Here is an 18,559-nt window from a genome sequence, read left to right as displayed (position 1 = left end):
GCGGTGATTAAATGGAGATTTTAGGATATCGTAAGGATAGCAGAATAGTAAATTTGAAATTAGAAGATGGAATAATTCAGTTATCTGCTGTGGGTAAAGAAATTATTCGTTGTACTTATACTAAAGAGAAAAATATAAAGAATTCATCAGTTATTGGGATTAATTATGAAATAGAGAAATTAAATGAATTTGTTGTGGAAGAGACACAAGATAGTATTATTTTAAGAACTGGATCAATTACTTTAACTATTAATAAGAAGACAGGAAAATTTGTATGGAAAAATGGTAAGAATGATGAAATATTGCTGCAAGAAAGAGATAAGGAACTTGTTTCAATCCCAGTTGAAAAATATTCTACAAATGGTGAAAAAGCTATTATTAAAAGAGTACAAACTGTTGATGGAGAAAGAAGCTTCGTTGAAAATTTAAAACCATATATTGATAGAATGGCATATAGAGCAAAATTATCATTTGAGTGGCAAGAAAAAGAAGCAATACATGGACTAGGACAAGGAGAAGAAGGAATCTATAACTATAGAGGGAACTCTCAATACTTATATCAGCACAATATGAGAACTCCGTTTCCATGTTTGGTATCAAATAAAAATTATGGTATTTTATTTGATTGTGGATCATTGATGACTTTTAATGATGATTCAAGAGGAGCATATGTTTATTTAGATGTAGTGGAGCAATTAGATTACTATTTTGTTTTTGGTGAAAAGCTCGATGATATTGTAGGCGGTTTTAGAAAAATAACAGGACGAGCTGCCATGCTGCCAAAATGGGCGTTTGGTTATATTCAGTCGAAAGAAACATATAGAAACCAAGAAGAATTAGTTGAAGTAGTTAAAGAGTATAGAAAAAGAAATGTACCGATAGATTGCATTGTACAAGATTGGCATACTTGGGAAGAAGGTTTATGGGGGAATAAGCGATTAGATAAAAATAGATATCCTGATATAGGTAAAGCAAATAAAGAAATTCATGATTTAAATGTTCATACTATGGTTTCTATTTGGCCAAATATGAATGTAGGTGGAGAGGATTATGAAGAATTTTTACAAGCTGAATATTTATTAGGAGACAATTCTACATATGATGCTTTTAATGAGGATGCAAGAAAAATGTACTGGGAACAAGCAGAAAAAGAGTTATACAAGGGAGGCTTTGATGCTTGGTGGTGTGATTCAACGGAACCATTTAGTGGACCAGATTGGAATGGAGAAAAAATTAGAGAACCTTGGGAACGATTTATGTTAGTGGGAAATGAGCATAAAAAGTTTTTAGACCCAGCTAAAGCTAATTTATTTGCATTAATGCATGAGAAAGGCATTTTTGAAAATCAAAGAAAGGTATCGCCTGATAAAAGAGTTCTTAATCTGGCGAGATCTGGTTATATTGGCTCTCAAAAATATGGTGTTGTTTTGTGGTCAGGTGATACTAATGCAACCTGGGGAACTTTTAGAAAACAAATTACAGAAGGTTTGAATTTATGTTTGAGCGGTTTACCTTATTGGACATTAGATATTGGAGCATTTTTTACAGTAGGAAGTGAATGGAGAAACAGAGGATGCGGTTGCAACAATAACCCGAACACACTTTGGTTTTGGCAGGGAGATTATAATGAGGGTGTAAATGATTCTGCTTATCGTGAATTATACGTAAGATGGTTTCAATATGGTGCATTTTTACCAATGTTCCGCTCTCATGGAACAGATACTCCAAGAGAAATATGGAACTTTGGAGAAAAGGGAGAAATGTTTTACGATTCCATTGAAAAGTTTATAAATTTACGATATAGCTTAATTCCATATTTCTACTCTTTGGCTGGGAAAGTAACGCAGAATCATTATACTATGCTTCGAAGTCTTTTGTTTGATTTTAGTAATGACGAAATAGCAAAAGAAATTAGTGACGAATTTATGTGTGGAGATTCTATATTGGTATGTCCAGTTACAAATCCGATGTATTATAAGCTGAATAGTATGTCAATTAATGAACCTAAAATAAGAAAATGTTATTTGCCCAAAGGAGCTGACTGGTATGATTTTTGGACGAAAGAACGATTAAGTGGGGGGAGCTATGTGGTTGCGGACGCTCCAATAGATAAGATTCCATTATTTATACGAGCAGGTTCTATTATTCCAATGGAAGAAGGGCTACAATATGCGGAGCAAGTGAGTGATAAACCATTTCAAATTCATATTTATCCTGGGGATGATTGTGAATTTGAATTTTATGAAGATAGTGGCGACGGTTATGAGTATGAGAAAGGAATTTATAATAAGATTTTAATGAAATGGGAAGATAAAGAAAGTAAATTTACTATTGGAAAAGCAGATTATGATTTCCCACAATCTATTAAAAATCGTTCTTGTACAATTTTTGTAAATGACAAGAGCATAGAGTTTATTTATCGAGGTGAACCACTAACTTTTGTTATAAAATAATAAAGAATATCATATAGAGAGTCAATTTCATATTTAAACCCTCTTATTTTTTAGATAATACTCCTATAAATTTACTATAAAAAATCTCAAACCTATTTAAAATGTACCCTTTGTCAAGGACAGTTTAATTTGGTTTGGGACTTTTTTTATTCTTAATGAATTTATAATAAAATCAAATTTATAAATAGATTATGGGATAATATTACTTACAAATATATATTTGGAAAGGAAATAAAAAAGGAATTTGATAATTAATGACGAAATCAAGGAGTATAGAGTTAATATGATTTAACACCTAGAGAAGGTTAAAATTTTTTAGAGGGCAGGAGGGAGATAAGTATGAAATTAAATTCAATAAAGTTCAAATTGATTCTATTTATTTTTGGACTAACAATTTTACTGTTTAGTGCTAATATAGCTATAAGTACAATCAGCTTTAATTCTTATTCAGATCATAACAATAAGACGGAAGTAATGAATGCTAATGAAACAATAAGCGAAAAAATTAAGGAATTGAAAAATGAGTCTTTAAGTATTGGAAGTCAATTGGCCTTAAATCCTAGAATAATAAAGGGAATTGAAAATAAAGATAGTCAGGAGATTTTTAATGATTTAAAAGATATATTAAAAGATCTAGATGTAGAATTTGTTACAATAACTGATGAAAAAGGTAATGTAATTATAAGATCTTATGAACCAGATAAAAAGGGCGATAGCATTTTAAATCAGGCAAATGTAAGAAATGCTCTTGCTGGTAAATTAAACTCTCAAGTTGAAAGTGGAACTCAGATTAAACTTGCAGCTAGAGCAGGTGCGCCAGTAAAGAACGAAAATGGAGATATTATTGGAGTTGTGTCTGTAGGATATAGATTAGATTCTAATAATCTAGTAGATTATGTTAAAAGTAAATTCGGGTGCGATGCCACTATTTTTATGGGAGATGTAAGAGTTGCAACAAGTATAATGAAAGATGGCGAAAGAGTTGTTGGAACTAAACTTGATGAAAAAATTGCAAAAGTTGTTTTAAGTAATAATGCATATTCTGGGGAGGCCAATGTTTTAGGAAGTAAATTTGATGCTTACTATTCGCCAATTACTGGAGATAACAATGAGGCAGTTGGAGTTATATTTACAGGTAAAAGTAAGGCTGAAAGTCAGCTATTTATAAAAAAATTTGTTATAAATAATATCATATCTTCTATTATCGTATTAATTTTGGTTGGGATAGCAATATATTTATACATAGATAAAAAGGTATCAAAACCATTAGCAAGTGCAGTTACACACTTTAAACACTTATCAGAAGGTAATTTTACTGAAAAGACATTAGAAAAAGATTTAAAACGAAAAGATGAAATTGGAGATATGTCTAGAGGAATTGAGCATATGAGGCAGGATTTAATAAATTTAATTAAGAAAATAATGAACAATTCACAAGATATGAGTGCAGCGAGTGAAGAGTTATTTGCCACAGTTGAAGAATTTTCAGCAATGTCTCAAAATATTAATTCTGGAATTGGTAATATTAATTTTGGTATTCAAGAAACTAGCTCAGCGGCAGAAGAAATAAACGCTTCAGTAGAAGAAGTTGAGGCAAGTATTAATGTATTAACTAATAAGGCAGTAGAAGGAAGTAATAATGCAAGTGCTGCAAAAACTAGAGTAGAAGATATGCAAAATAGATCTTTGGAATCCATTAAAGAAATAGAAATGGTGTTTAGTGAAAAAGAAGAAAAAATACTTCAAGCAATAAAAGAAGGACAAGTAGTAAAAAATATAAAAGTTATGGCGGATACTATTGCAGAGATATCAGAGCAGACAAATCTATTAGCACTAAATGCAGCGATAGAGGCGGCAAGGGCTGGTGAACATGGAAAAGGATTCTCAGTAGTTGCTGAAGAAGTAAGAAGGCTTGCAGAACAATCTTCAGATGCTGTAGAATCTATAAAAAGTACAATTTTAAAAGTTCAAGATGCATTTAGAAATCTTTCAAACAATAGTGATGAGGTACTAACTTTCATGAAGGAAAGAGTAAATCCTAAGTTTCAAGATATGATTGAAATTGGAAAAGAAAATTATAAGGATGCACAATTTGTAAGTAAAATGTCAAATGAAATAGCTGAAATGACTAAAGAAATTTCAATTACAATGGAACAGGTTACTAAAGCGGTGGAGAGTATGGCTGATACAGCACAAAAATCTTCACAAGAAACTGATGAAATAGTAAACAATATTGATGAAGTTAATAGAGCAACAGATGAGATAGCAAAAACAGCTCAAGAGCAGACACGTCTTGCTCAGGATTTAAATGAAATGATACAGAAGTTTCAGGTTTAGTATACGGCACAATGTAAATATAGATATTCAACTTTAAATCTAGATTTATGTGATAACTTACCGAAATCATAAATATTTTGATTCCGAAAAGCTATGAAAATATCGCTGAAGGTTCTAAGCAATAGGTTGTACCCACTTTAGCATGCTCCAACTTTCCTAGGGAAGCTCGACTCATTACATTCGCTGAGGAAGTTCGAGAACCCAAAATAAAATTTTGGACCCTCACTTCACAAGCTAAAACGGAACAACCTACAGCTAAGAACCTTTAACAGCTCATTTTCAAATGTTTTCTACACAAATATATTTATGATTTCTAGTTAAGATATAAGCTTAAAGTTCTAGCAATTTTGTAAATATGTTCATCTAATAAGTTGAATTATTAAATTAGCTATCTATATACAAATTACAACTTAAAAATTAAAATAATTAAAGAGAGTCAGACTTAAATTGAGGTGATTCTCTTTTTTCCATATTAAAGGAAACTAGTTTCATTCGCTTTATTATCAAACTAGTAGATTTAGGAAATATGCTGGTCTACCAGTTGGATAGTAATTGTTTATTGTGATCAAACATTTGATGATTTTATAGTTATCCATAAGATTTTCCCATGTAATATTAGTGTTATCTAAATAAAAGATAACAATTAAGCGTTTGGTAAATTGACTATTTTAAACCAATATGGATTTGAAACAATATTAAAAGAATGATACTATTGTATTTATAGTTAAATTCATTATACAGGTTTAGTTAAATAAGTAGTAATTTGGTTGGTGATGATATGCAACAAAGGATTTCAATTATAGAAGATGATTTAGAAATTTGTAATCTACTTAAGGAATTTTGATAGTGTAAAGTGAGCTATGAAAAGATAGAAACGAAAGTCGCTAACCAATATTAGTAAAAATTATATAATTTAGTGATTTTATAATTAATTTTAAGTACAACAAAAGACCTCCGTCGCCGAAGGCAAAAAATGTAAACTGTATTAAATTAACGATAGATCAAGAGCATTGATTTTCTTGCATATGAAGTATAGTTTGCTGACCAAGACTAATAAGTATTTGCCATTTAGCAGGCATGTTATCAGCTTGTTTTAATTGATCAATCTCATTTAGAGGCCGCCAATAATTATAAGGATGTGGGCGCAGAAAGTTGTAATATGCAACCCAAAGTGAGACTCCGTAAAGGGCACCGTCTTCACTCCCATAACCACAAGTAACACGGTATGATGATTTGAAAGTACGATTTAAGCGTTCTACTACTTGCTTAACCCAACGATATTCTTTAGAAACTTCATCATAATTTGTAAGTCCTATTACTTGAGTAAGGTCAAAGATCTTATCTTCTTCTAGTTCAAATTGTTGCCTAGCTAGAGGATAAGCACTATAGCCATCAGCAATAAACTTTAACATTTTATTAGGGAATATTTGAAACTTATCAAACGCCATTCGCATCGCAAGTATGCATGGACCAACAGCTCTTGTATCAGATACCTGATAGCCAAGAATAGACTTTTTACAAGCATCCATAACAATCCAAACATAATGCCTTATACCTTTTACTTTTATGTAGGTTTCATCAGCAGAAAGGATATTAGAAGGCTTGTAATCAAAGGTATCTACAAATGGCTTAATTACAGTAGCAGCAGTTAATGCATAGTTAGCAACCATAGTATGTGATATTTTTATACCATGTATCTCCGCTAAAGCGCGAGCGGTTTCTCTAGTTGAAAGTTTAAAATTAACATGATAAGTGAGGCTCAATCCCATAATATGAGGATTAAATTTTTTAAAATTAAAGTTTACGGCCCGCTTAGAAATAGTATGTAAGTTCATCTTGAAGAAATTCACGCAAAATTCTCTATAAATATAGTGTAGTTTGTATTTATATTTCTCAGAAGATTTTATATCACTAGGAAGTCTTTTAAGACCATCTAAGTAGTATGAACACTTAGGGTTTATACATTTATGAATGCGAAAATGCTTACGATCTTTCTTTTGAGAAAGAGTATGCCCACAATAAGGACATACAAGCACTATAGGTTTAGTAACGTGATTAATTTCGTTGAAATTTTGACCACAAACTTTGCATTGGAACTGACCTCGATTACCGTTATTATCGTAGATGTAATGATGAGGTGCACCACACTTTGGGCAGATAGTTTCACTAGGAATAGACTTGCCGTTACGTCGTTGGACGGGTTTTAGTATTTTGTTATATTTGTACTTGTAATAAGCTAAAAGAAATTTATAGTCAGCTTTTTCAAAACGAATAATTTTAGGAAGTTTGTCTACTTTAAATTTTTGATATTCTGGGCTGTTAGAATCGTCGAAAGCCCATTGATTTAAAGGTATATTCTTTGAAATAAACAAAATAAGTTTATAAATAATTTTAATTAAATGTTGATTGTATAAAAGTAAATAAGTTATAATTGATTCCATGACAATGACCTTTCTTTTGATGTTATTTTGGTGTTGCGGAACTCGATTATAACATAAAATTAGGGGGGCATTGTTTTTTTGTACAAAAAAACGTTCGAACCCTTGATATATAAAGAAAGAATTAAGAATAGTAGTGTAAATACTTTACACTAACGGAATTTTTAAAGGAAAGTGGATATGAAATAAAGATATCTAATACTGGAATAGATGGTATGAGAGAATTAAGAACTTTAACGTATGATTTAGTTATTTTAGATTTAATGCTGCCATATAAAAGTGGAGATGAGATTTTACGGGAACTGCGAAGCTTTTCTAATATACCTGTCATAGTATTATCTGCAAAGGACATGGTACATACAAAGGTGGAGTTATTACGTTTAGGTGCTGATGATTATGTGACCAAGCCTTTTGATTTAAATGAAATATTAGCAAGAGTAGAGAGTAATTTAAGGCGCTGTAGTTCAGATTCAAATATAAAAAAATCAATTTTAACTTATAAAGATATTACATTATATGAAGAGGAAAAGAAAGTAATAGTAAACGGAAATACACTTGTATTAACTTCAAAGGAATATGGTATTTTATTTTTATTATTAAGTCATCCACAAAAGGTCTTTTCAAAGGCAAATTTATTTGAAAGTATATGGAATGAAGAATATTTTAGTGAAGATAATACACTAAATGTCCATATAAGCAATATTAGAAATAAGCTTAAAAACGCAAATCCCAATGAAGAATATATAGAAACTATATGGGGAATGGGTTATAAGTTAAAATAATAAATAAAAAGAAATATATAAGCAGGAGTAAAGCCTGCTTTTTTGTTATGGAGAAAATATTTAAGGTTTTCTTTAGAATTGATTTAAGATTTTCTTTAAGTACGATTTTTACAATGTAAATATGGAAAAGCAAAGGAGATGTAATTATGACTTATGTTTTAGAAACTAAAAATTTGAAAAAGAAATACAAAAATACACAAGCATTAGATGGTGTAGATATAAAATTAGAAAAAGGTAATATTTATGGTTTTGTGGGACAAAACGGTGCGGGAAAAACAACTTTAATAAGACTTATTACTGGCTTATCATTTCCTACATCTGGTGAACTTTATTTATTTGGGCAAACTGGAGAAAAGAAATTACAAGAACAAAGAAAGCGATTAGGTTGCATGGTAGAAACTCCTGCATTATATCCTAATATGACAGCATATCAAAATTTAGAGATTCAACGCATTCAAAGAGGAATTCCAGATAAAAAGGTTATTGAAGATACTTTAGAATTAGTTGGATTAAAAGATACAGGAAAAAAGAAAGCAAAGGATTTTTCTTTAGGAATGAAGCAGCGATTAGGAATTGCTCTAGCACTGGTCAATGATCCAGAGTTTTTGATTTTAGATGAACCTGTAAATGGACTTGATCCAGTTGGAATCGTAGAAATAAGAGAACTTATTAAAAGATTAAATAAAGAAAAGGGAATGACTATTTTAATCTCAAGCCACATTTTAGAAGAACTTTATCATACTGCTGATAATTATATTATAATTTCCAATGGAAACATATTAGAAACGTTAACTCAAGAGGAACTTAATGAAAAGTGTAAAAAGCATATTGCAATCAATGTAGATGATGAATCTCTTGCAGCTACTATATTAGAAGAAGAGCTTCATACAAATAACTATCAAATAATGCCAGACAAAACAATTCGTTTATATGATTATTTAGATGATATTAAATCTGTTTCAATAGCATTATCGAGAAATAATTTAATAATAACCGGAATTTCTTTGACGGGAGATAGCCTTGAAGATTACTTTATTAGAAGAATTGGGGGAGGTAAATGTGATTAATCTTTTTAGGACTGAGGTTTATAAATTATTCTTAAGTAAAAGCTTTTGGTTAGTATTTATCATGAGTACACTTTTTGGAATTACTATGACTTCAGATAGTAATACATCTATAACTGGATATGAAAATATAGGGGTAAGCTTTTATTATGCATGTTTATTAATGGTGTTTCCAATATTACTTGGAGCAATTTCTTTTGGGAATGATTTTTTAGATAGGACTATAAATAACGGGGTGTGTGCAGGTCATAGCAGGTTTCAAATATTTATTTGCAAGGTGTCAGCATATTTCATTGGAGTCAATTTAGTTATTTTGTTTAGCCCAATTGTAAATGTGATTCTTAATATTATTTTACATAGATATACTACGGTATATTTTATGAACGAGGGAAATATTTTAGCTAAAACAATAATAACAACATCATTATTGGGGATGGCTATGTCAAGTGTAAGTATATTTATAGCTTTTATGTTTAGAGATATTGGTAAAACAGTAGGAATTTCAGTTGGAATATACTTTATAAATATCTCTTTATTAAATTCAACAAATGATATAAGAACAACTATATTTAGGTATCTACCATTAGCACAGGCACGCCTTATCTTGTATAGGCCTTTAATTCCAAATCAATTTAAAGACGCAGGACTAATTGGTATTTGCATAATATTATTTTTCTTGAGCATATCATATTTTTTATTTAAAAAAGCAGAGTTACGATAAAAGGGAGTGTAATAAATGAAAAAATTATTAAAGATGGAAATTTACGAGGCTACCCATAACAATATTTATTTGCTTATGATAGGAATTGCGATTGTTTATGGAGTATATTCAGGTTATGGAGATTTAGAAATGAATTATTATAATTTAACTTTGGGAGGATATGAAGCATTAATAGCAATGCTCCATGATGCTCCAGGAACCTGCATGTTAATTTCAGCTTTTCCAGCATTGCTAATAGGAAAAAGTTTTTCAAATAGGACTTTAATTACTAAAGTTGCATCTGGAAATAGTAGAGGTATTGTTTTTTTTACAAAAGCTGCCTCAATACTTATTATTACAACTGTAGCAATACTTATCTATTCTTTTTCTGGTGCATTCGCTGTTACTATAAAGTATGGCTTTAATGCACCAAGTGGAGTAAATGTAATTACACTAATGAAAATTTTAATTTGTACAACATTATTATATTTAGCTATTTTTTCTGTAATAATACTTTTGGGAGTAATATTTAGGGATAATTTAAAAACTATTATAGTATCAGTTATTACAATTCTTATGAATGCTATATATTTGTTTGTTGCCAGAAGTATGAATTTGCCATTATATAGGCATCCAATGAATTTGCTTAGAGTGATTTTAAACAATAACTCAACATTTGAATTTATATCATTTTCTTTAGAAGGTATAATTTTATTAGGGTTTATACTAATGTTAAGTTATAATATATTTCGTAAATGTGAACTAAAATAAACTTAATGTGTAGGGATGGATATAATGATAATCATATTAATATTAAGTATTGTAATTATTTTATTAATTTCTTATATATTTCATTTAAAGCTTCAAATAAAAAGTATAGGAAAACAATTAGAAAATATTTCAGAAGGCAAAACAGAAAAGAAGATAGATGTATCATTGCTTGACAAAGATATTGAATATCTTGCAGGTAATATTAATAAAAATATCAATCTTCAAAAGCAACTAAGAATAGAATCTTTGAGAAATGAGCAAAAGCTTAAGGATTCTATCGCAAATATATCTCATGATTTAAGAACCCCTCTTACTTCTATAATTGGTTATCTACAATTACTAGAAAAAAGTAAATTATCAGAAGACCAAAGAGAAAAAATAAATATTATAAAAAGGAAATCTGAGATTCTACATAATCTCATTACTAGTTTTTTTGAAATAACTATTATTGAAAATGATAGAATGCATATAAATTTAGAAAAGATTAATATGAATAATTTTCTTTCTGATGCCATGCTTCAAAATATAATGCCATTTAAAGAAGCTGGAATTGAGCCAATTTTTGATTTACCAAATACAACAATCTTTATTGAGGGAGATAAAATAATTCTACAGCGCATTGTTCAAAACTTAATATCAAATATATTGAAATACGGCTCAAGTTATGTCAAAATATCACTTGCGAAAAAGGAACATGTTGAGCTTTGCTTTGCCAATAAAATTGAAGATCCTAAAAAAATAGATGTAAATTTATTATTTGAAAAGTTTTATACAGCAGATAAATCAAGAAGCTCTGGCAGTACAGGTTTAGGACTTTCAATTGTGAAGCTATTAGCTGAAAGAATAAATGCTAAAGCATTAGCAGAAATTAAAGAAGATATTTTAACATTGAAAATTGTATTTTAATAAAACAATTTTATAGAATTAATATAAAGGAATCAATATAAAAATTTATTTAATAGTATAATTGTTCATTTAAATTAGGCACAATTACACAAAACATTATATTATGTAAGTAAAATTAAGTATCTTATATTCTGTTAAATTTGTATATTATAAAAAATGCTAATGCTATTCGAATAGTATTGGCATTTTTTTAGTCAAGAAAGGAATGATAGAGTATAAATATTGCTTATGTAAGAGTAATTACATTCTCATTATTTTTGATGCTTTAGAGAGGAATATTTATGTATCATTACGCTAAATCAGAAGTATTATGATGAATTAGATTTTGAAAAGGTTGGATATATATAACGGATATGAATCAAAATCTCTTGATCAAAATATAAAATTACACGAGGAAAATGTCGGTTAGCTAATAGATTAGTGTATCTAATACTAAATTTTAAAAACTTAAGATTTCGTAAGGTTTATTTATAATTCTTGTAAAGTCTATCTTCTACAATGAAATTATGACATTTGAAAGGAAGTAGAAGATATGAGAAAAGTATATAAAAAGATATCAGGATTTATAATAATGACGATGATAATAATTTGCGGATTTTGGTATATTGAAGGAAATACAAGTAATTATGGTTCAAATGATAAAGACAAGTTGTTTGAAGTAAACACGGCTAATGGAAGCGAAAAAATACTATTAGTAAATGAGAAGCATGGATTAAGTGGAAATTATGTACCAGAAGGATTAAGCATACCTAACATACCATTTTCAAATGGATCAGATGATGAAGAAAAACACGTAGCAGGAACTGTTGTAAAGCCATTAGAAGAGCTAGTAAATGCGGCTAAAAAAGACGGGATAATATTACTTGGTAATTCGGGTTATAGATCTTATAAGTCACAAGAAGATGTTTATGAAAATCGAGTGATATCTCAAGGGAAAAAGCTTGCAGATGCATATGTAGCTAAACCTGGATTCAGTGAACATCAAACAGGGCTGTGCATTGATATTACTAATAAAAATGGATATTTTGCAAAGGGAACTAAGGAGGCAGATTGGCTTGCAAAAAATTGCTATAGATTTGGTTTTATTATAAGATATCCTTATGGAAAGAAAAGTGTAACAGGAATTGAATATGAACCATGGCATATTAGATATGTAGGTAAGGAAGCTGCTAAGTATATTCATGATAATGGAATTACATTAGAGGAATACTTACAAAAATAATTATAAAAATGGAGGAATAAATGAATAATATTCTTGTAGTAGATGATGAAAAAGAAATAAGAAATTTGCTAGAAATAAATCTTAGAAATGAAGGATACAATGTATTTAAGGCAAGTTGTGGAGAGGAAGCCTTAGATATTTTGGAGAAGGAAGAAATTCATTTGATAGTTTTAGATATAATGATGCCCCACATGGATGGTCTGGAGGTTTGCAGAAGGGTAAGGGAAAAGTATAACATACCAATTCTTATGCTAAGTGCAAAATCAGAAGATATGGATAAGATTCAAGGGATTATGACTGGTGCAGATGACTATGTATGCAAACCTTTTAACCAATTGGAACTTATAGTTAGAGTGAAGGCATTAATGAGAAGATCATATTTTTTGAATTTAAAAATGCAAGTTTCAGAGGATCTAATAAGAATTGAATCAATGGTTATAGATAAGAGTAAGCATAAGGTGACTATAGATGATAAAGAAGTAGATCTAACAGCTAGAGAGTTTGAAATATTATATCTGTTAGCGACAAATAGAGGAAGAGTTTTTAGCGCGGAGGATATTTTTGAAAAGGTATGGAAGGAAAGATATTATCAATCTAATAATACTGTTATGGTACATATGAGTAGATTAAGGGATAAAATAGAACATCATATGGAAGGAAATAAGATAATTCATACTATATGGGGAGTTGGATATAAAATTGAGAAATAAAAGATTCTATAAATATTGGCTGTCACCATTAGGTGAGATTGTAACCACGTTATTATTAACTTATATAAGTTTAATGGTAGTTAGTAGAATATTAATATATTTATATTTAAATACTAAAATTCAACTCATTAATTATATTTTTAAATTTCGAAGACTCATTGACTCTGTAATGTTTGAAGGTGCAACCTATGTGATTACTGGAATTTCATTATTTGTAGGAGTATATTTACTCATTACTTATAGAAAAACTAAAAGTTTGGTAGCTATTATAGATCAAACTGAAATGATGGCGAGTGGTGATTTGGACAGATTAATAGAAGTTGATGGAGAAAATGATATTAGGAATTTAGCAGAAAATATTAATAATATCTCAAGGCAGCTTAAAGAGATAACAATAGTAGAAAGAAAAGCTCAACAAACTAAAAATGACTTGATAACTAATGTTTCTCATGATTTAAGGACTCCATTAACGTCTATAATAGGTTATTTGGAAATAATTGATACTGATAAGTATAAAGATGAAGTAAGACTAAGATATTATGCTAATATAGCATTTGAAAAAGCAAAAGCATTGAATTTACTTATTAATGACTTGTTTGAACTTACTAAAATGCAAAATAACACCATTAATTTAGATAAGGTTGATATTAATTTAGTAGAATTATTAGGTCAGGTAGTTGCGTATTTTGAATATCAATTTAAAAATGCAGAAATGCAATCAAGAATCAACTTTTCTGAGGATAAGCTAATAGTAAATGCAGACGCAGGAAAACTAGTTAGAGCATTTGAAAATTTGCTGTCCAATGCAATTAAGTATGGCAGAGATGGCTTTTATGTTGATGTAATAACAAAAATGGAAGAGAATATGGCAGTAGTTCAAGTTATAAACTATGGTAAATCGATATCAGCAATAGATTTGCCATACATATTTGATAGATTCTATAGGGTAGAAAAATCAAGAAATAGCGATATAGGTGGTTCTGGATTAGGGCTAGCTATCACAAAAAATATTATAGAGTTGCATCAAGGAACGATAAAGGCCTATAGTGATGATAATAGAACTATTTTTGAAGTAAGATTACCAGTTAAATGAAGAAATTGCATTAAAAGCTTATAAAGTTTTATGGGAAGTAAAATAATGCATTTTAAAAATGTATGTAGGGTTGACTCAAAGCGAAATTTTTATTTTAAGAAGTTATATGGTAAGTTACAATTTAAAATATCAATTCTATATGTATTTTTCTAAAAGAATTTGATATAATATAAATAAGAAAAGCTTAGTGCGTCAACACCAAGCTAATCATTAAAACATTTATTTTGTTTTAGGGCTATTGGACCTAAATTACAAATTTATGAAGAGACTAAAGCACTATTCTTGGTCGGATGGGTGCTTTTTCTCTTTGCTATTAATTTCTATGTGAATTCCAAGAAAATTAATCTTAATTATCAATTTAGAAATAAAAAGATTATGTTTTAAAACTAATCTAATAATATAAAGAGCAGCAAAACATTTTATAATCAATTCTAGCATATCCAATACCACCCCCTCAGCTACAGCGAAATAATTCACCAATAGCCCAAGGAGGAAAAAATGTTCAAAACCTCCACAGCCATCCATCTATGGTTGTTAAATTTTACTTGGATATTGTACCATAATTATCCGATTTTATATAGTAGAATATATTGGCAATAGTTGGAGCTATGAAATGTATAACCTAATATTATATATGAACTAGGATCATTGTAAATAAATTCTAAAGTGATATACTATATGCATATATAGAATTTCGTGAGGTAATTTTATGAGAGCAGAGTTAATGAATACTATGCATTTGTTTTTTGTTCTAGTGTTTCTTATAAGTATTATTACTTGCACAATTACATATTTAAGAAAATATAGAAAAAAGTTAAATTATAATGTTGTAAGTAGGATTTATATTAAATACTTGGATTATTCAAGATTTATGATAATAAATGATTATATATCATATGAAAAATATGATATTTGGCGGTATTGTGTACAGTTTTAAATGAAATGGTGTTTTTTATTTATTTTAAATTTTAGGAGGAAGAATATGAACATCATTTCAAATTTACTAAACGTATCACTTAATTATTTTTTTAATATTACAGGAGACTTAGGAATAGCAATTATACTATTAACTATATTGGTTAAGCTAATTCTTATGCCAATATCATTTAAGCAAAAGTTAAGCATGTATAGTCAGCAGGAGTTTTCTAAGGGGCTTGAAGAAATAAAAGAGAAATATAAAAGTAATAAGGAAAAGCTAGAAATTGAGACTCAAAAGTACTTTAAGCAAAATGCAAGGGGAATGATAGGTATTTTATCAAGTTTACTTCAGATACCTATAGTTTTTAATTTGTATAGAGTGATTTTAAATATGCCTATGCAGGTTGGAACTGCGCTTATACCTTGGGTAGTTAGCTTGAAGATGTCAGATAGTTTATTTATAGTGCCTGCAATATATGCAGTTTCAATGCTTAGTCCCAATATATTACCTTATATACCTTTTCTTAGATTAAAAGCTCAAGCTAAACTAAGCAAAACCAACATCATAATAACAACTATAATAAGTGGATTGGTTACTTTTAAAGCTCCTATTGCTTTAGGAATATATTTTATAACCACAAGTTTATTCTCATTTGTTGAAGAAGTAGCTTTTAGGCTATATGCCAAAAGAAGAGGTTTGGTAGTTTAAAAAATTATGTTTGATACTACTAAGTAAAATTTATTTTAAAATTATAGATAAATTAAAAAGGTAGCTGAATCTAAATTAGATTTAGTTACCTTTAATAATTTATAATATGTATTTTTCAATTGAATTCTCATATTCTAATCCTGCACATATTTAAACAGTAGGGGCGCAGGTTATAGACTTAAAGTTAAAGGTAAATAAATACGCAGAAGGAAAGTGGCTTTTGCGTATTTATTAAGGAAATGTGCGAAAATGATCCACACAGTAAATTGATAATGTAAAGTATCTTTTATGATTGGGCTGTCAATTATGATGTATTATTCATTTGATAGAATATATTTTTTGTTTAAGCTTTTCTAATGTAGAAGGTGAAGCAGTATAAATCATCAATTTAAAATCAGGACAGTTTGATACTTGCAAATTCACATGTTCAAATTCCAAATCTCCAATCTCAGGGTGATTCCATAATTTATGACAGTCAGTGACAGTTTTAACTTCATAACGAGGCCACCATTTGCTGAAGAATTCACTTTCTTGCTTAAATTTCTCAATCATTTCATTTAATCTTGCATCCTGAGGATACCTAGCACAATCTGCTCTAAATCTTGCAATCATGATTTTAGCACGTTCTTCCCAATCTGAGTTGATTTCCTTTTTGAATGGATCAAATAAAAATTGATGTAATATATTTGGTTTTGAATCTATGCTGGTAGAATATGAAGGAAATTTAAATAAAAATTCTGCTGCACGATTCCATAATAGTACATCCCAGTATTTATCCATTATATATGCAGGATTAGGCTCCAATGCGAAAACAGTTCTTTCTAATCCTGTACTAATTTCTTTATAAATTTTTGATTCTTCCATTTCATCAGATTTAGATAATAAAAACAGATATCGGCGTTCATCTTCGGACAAGCTTAAGGCATTAGCTAAACTTTCTAATATTTGATAAGAAGGATGTACGTCTTTACCTTGCTCTATAGATGTGTACCAAGAAATTCCTACATTGGCAAGCTGAGCGACTTCTTCACGACGAAGTCCAGGTGTACGGCGGCGTCCATGTGAGGGTAATCCAACCTGCTCTGGCGTAATGCGTTCTCTAATTGCACGCAAAAATTCACCTAACGACTGCTGTAATGTAATTTCTTTCATTTATTTTCCTCCTCTTATCCTACTACTCTCAATCGTAGGATAACCACAATGTGGTTGAATTATTTTAACTCTGATATATTAGCAATATAACATAAAAATAACTGATAAACAAAACTATTTAGATTGGAGTGAATTAATTTATGAAAATATTTGTAACAGGGGCAACAGGTAAGGTTGGAAGTCGATTTGTATCGTATTTACTTAAGAAAGGTCATGAGGTTCGTATTCTTGTAAGAAACTTAGAAGGTGCATCCACTTTAAAAGAACAGGGGGCAGAAGTAGTATTAGGAGATCTTTTAGATAATGAAAATCTAATTGAAGCCGTACGAGGTGTTGATGCTGTTGTACATATAGCAGCTCAATTTCGAGGTGATATTAGTGAAGAAATGGCTAAAGCTATCAATATAGATGCAACTATTACACTCGCTAAAGCAGCATTAGATGCAGGTGTCACAAGATTTGTTTTTACAAGCACAGGCAATGTATATAACAATTCTCTAGTAAATAGACCATGTATGGAAGATGATGTTCTTACAGCAACGGCATTATATCCTAAAACAAAAATGGCTGCAGAAAAAGCTCTACTTGAATTATATCATGAACAAGGACTAGATATTCGTATTATGAGACTAGGATTTGTTTATGGTGATAATGACCCACACATTCAAGAAATTTTACCGTTTCTAAGTAACTGGAACCCTTCAAAAGCGATGTCAGTAGTGCATCACCAAGATGTCAGTCAAGCATTACTGCTTGCTGTTAGTACACCTGGTATTGGGGGGCGTATATATAATGTTGCTGATGATAACCCTATTACTGTAGGTGAATTTTATAAGCTACAAGGTGAACCAGAGCAGGTACCTCCAAATGGTGGTTGGCCAAGTTTTAACCAATGGGATATGATATTAGATACAGCGCGTATTAAAAGCGAACTAAATTTCAATGCTAAATATCCTTCTCTTTATATTGCTAGAGATATGGGAGCATTATAGTTGTAAGTTGAAAAAGTGGTATATTAAAATGTATGTAAACAACGATTATAATATTAGTTCTTTATAAAAAACCATGGCAAAATTATCAATGTCATAATTCTAATTGAACTATTTTTGATTGTAAATTCTTCATATATGAAAATTAAGAAAAAATAGTCGTATCAAAGCCTTTAGTACATGACTTTGCAGAAGTTACTGCTAGCTAAAGACTCATTGATATGACTATTTTTTGTTTAGTGATTTAGAGCTTATCTTAAAACTACATCAATTATACATCTTAATAAGAAAAATTCTAGTTTATAAATAGTTTAA

At 29.6% G+C, this 18,559-nt stretch carries 13 protein-coding genes and 1 pseudogene; 12 read left to right on the top strand and 2 right to left on the bottom strand.

Annotated features, from left to right (window positions below; all coding sequences use genetic code 11):
• Window positions 1-11: 11 nt before the first annotated feature.
• Together F3K33_RS18715 and F3K33_RS18710 are read left to right on the top strand one after the other, a co-directional pair.
• Entirely contained in the window at window positions 12-2,453 is a 2,442-nt protein-coding gene (locus F3K33_RS18715; protein ID WP_039773812.1) for a glycoside hydrolase family 31 protein, read from the top strand.
• 339 nt (window positions 2,454-2,792) lie between these two features.
• The gene (locus F3K33_RS18710) at window positions 2,793-4,790 is read left to right on the top strand and encodes a methyl-accepting chemotaxis protein (protein ID WP_039773813.1); all 1,998 of its coding nucleotides are present in this window, start codon (window positions 2,793-2,795) and stop codon (window positions 4,788-4,790) included.
• 1,001 nt (window positions 4,791-5,791) lie between these two features.
• Here the strand turns inward: F3K33_RS18710 and F3K33_RS18705 are convergent.
• Complete coding sequence (locus tag F3K33_RS18705) at window positions 5,792-7,231, bottom strand: DDE-type integrase/transposase/recombinase (protein ID WP_039773814.1); 1,440 nt, start codon at window positions 7,229-7,231, stop codon at window positions 5,792-5,794.
• Window positions 7,232-7,380: 149 nt separating this feature from the next.
• Between F3K33_RS18705 and F3K33_RS18700 the strand changes: the two are divergent.
• From F3K33_RS18700 to F3K33_RS18655, 9 genes and pseudogenes are all read left to right on the top strand, one after another.
• Window positions 7,381-8,010 (top strand): annotated as a pseudogene (locus tag F3K33_RS18700) (response regulator transcription factor); the annotation flags it as partial.
• Between the two features lie 146 nt (window positions 8,011-8,156).
• Window positions 8,157-9,077 (top strand): ABC transporter ATP-binding protein, encoded by a 921-nt coding sequence (locus tag F3K33_RS18695; protein WP_039773816.1) that lies wholly within the window; start codon window positions 8,157-8,159, stop codon window positions 9,075-9,077.
• Window positions 9,070-9,795: an ABC transporter permease gene (locus tag F3K33_RS18690; RefSeq protein ID WP_039773817.1), complete on the top strand. Its 726-nt coding sequence runs from the start codon at window positions 9,070-9,072 to the stop codon at window positions 9,793-9,795. The genes F3K33_RS18695 and F3K33_RS18690 overlap by 8 nt, the downstream gene beginning before the upstream one ends.
• A 15-nt stretch (window positions 9,796-9,810) precedes the next feature.
• Complete coding sequence (locus tag F3K33_RS18685) at window positions 9,811-10,545, top strand: ABC transporter permease (protein WP_039773818.1); 735 nt, start codon at window positions 9,811-9,813, stop codon at window positions 10,543-10,545.
• 24 nt (window positions 10,546-10,569) lie between these two features.
• On the top strand, window positions 10,570-11,451 hold the full coding sequence (locus F3K33_RS18680; protein WP_051144952.1) for a sensor histidine kinase: 882 nt from the start codon (window positions 10,570-10,572) through the stop codon (window positions 11,449-11,451).
• Between the two features lie 532 nt (window positions 11,452-11,983).
• Entirely contained in the window at window positions 11,984-12,673 is a 690-nt protein-coding gene (locus tag F3K33_RS18675; RefSeq protein ID WP_039773819.1) for a M15 family metallopeptidase, read from the top strand.
• A gap of 20 nt (window positions 12,674-12,693) precedes the next feature.
• Window positions 12,694-13,383, top strand: coding sequence for a response regulator transcription factor (locus F3K33_RS18670; protein ID WP_023974520.1), 690 nt, complete (start codon window positions 12,694-12,696; stop codon window positions 13,381-13,383).
• Window positions 13,373-14,476, top strand: a complete 1,104-nt coding sequence (locus F3K33_RS18665; RefSeq protein ID WP_039773820.1) for a sensor histidine kinase — start codon at window positions 13,373-13,375, stop codon at window positions 14,474-14,476. The genes F3K33_RS18670 and F3K33_RS18665 overlap by 11 nt, the downstream gene beginning before the upstream one ends.
• 982 nt (window positions 14,477-15,458) lie before the next feature.
• Entirely contained in the window at window positions 15,459-16,103 is a 645-nt protein-coding gene (locus F3K33_RS18655) for a YidC/Oxa1 family membrane protein insertase (protein WP_012059827.1), read from the top strand.
• 318 nt (window positions 16,104-16,421) lie between these two features.
• Here the strand turns inward: F3K33_RS18655 and F3K33_RS18650 are convergent, their stop codons facing one another.
• Entirely contained in the window at window positions 16,422-17,255 is an 834-nt protein-coding gene (locus F3K33_RS18650; protein WP_039773822.1) for a helix-turn-helix transcriptional regulator, read from the bottom strand.
• 140 nt (window positions 17,256-17,395) lie between these two features.
• Between F3K33_RS18650 and F3K33_RS18645 the strand changes: the two genes are divergently transcribed.
• A complete protein-coding gene (locus F3K33_RS18645) occupies window positions 17,396-18,247 on the top strand; it encodes an NAD-dependent epimerase/dehydratase family protein (protein WP_023974517.1) in 852 nt (283 codons plus the stop codon).
• The last annotated feature ends 312 nt before the right edge of the window (window positions 18,248-18,559 follow it).

Source organism: Clostridium beijerinckii, from assembly GCF_008705175.1.
Lineage (GTDB): Bacteria > Bacillota > Clostridia > Clostridiales > Clostridiaceae > Clostridium > Clostridium beijerinckii.
The sequence above is the reverse complement of the archived record's forward strand: the minus strand, read 5'-3'. Positions and strand labels throughout refer to the sequence as shown.

Coding starts and splice junctions, on each gene's coding strand:
- F3K33_RS18645 (WP_023974517.1), top strand. CDS start 17,396: ATGAAAATATTTGTAACAGGGGCAACAGGTAAGGTTGGAAGTCGATTT.
- F3K33_RS18695 (WP_039773816.1), top strand. CDS start 8,157: ATGACTTATGTTTTAGAAACTAAAAATTTGAAAAAGAAATACAAAAAT.
- F3K33_RS18685 (WP_039773818.1), top strand. CDS start 9,811: ATGAAAAAATTATTAAAGATGGAAATTTACGAGGCTACCCATAACAAT.
- F3K33_RS18680 (WP_051144952.1), top strand. CDS start 10,570: ATGATAATCATATTAATATTAAGTATTGTAATTATTTTATTAATTTCT.
- F3K33_RS18705 (WP_039773814.1), bottom strand. CDS start 7,231: ATGGAATCAATTATAACTTATTTACTTTTATACAATCAACATTTAATT.
- F3K33_RS18670 (WP_023974520.1), top strand. CDS start 12,694: ATGAATAATATTCTTGTAGTAGATGATGAAAAAGAAATAAGAAATTTG.
- F3K33_RS18675 (WP_039773819.1), top strand. CDS start 11,984: ATGAGAAAAGTATATAAAAAGATATCAGGATTTATAATAATGACGATG.
- F3K33_RS18655 (WP_012059827.1), top strand. CDS start 15,459: ATGAACATCATTTCAAATTTACTAAACGTATCACTTAATTATTTTTTT.
- F3K33_RS18710 (WP_039773813.1), top strand. CDS start 2,793: ATGAAATTAAATTCAATAAAGTTCAAATTGATTCTATTTATTTTTGGA.
- F3K33_RS18715 (WP_039773812.1), top strand. CDS start 12: ATGGAGATTTTAGGATATCGTAAGGATAGCAGAATAGTAAATTTGAAA.
- F3K33_RS18650 (WP_039773822.1), bottom strand. CDS start 17,255: ATGAAAGAAATTACATTACAGCAGTCGTTAGGTGAATTTTTGCGTGCA.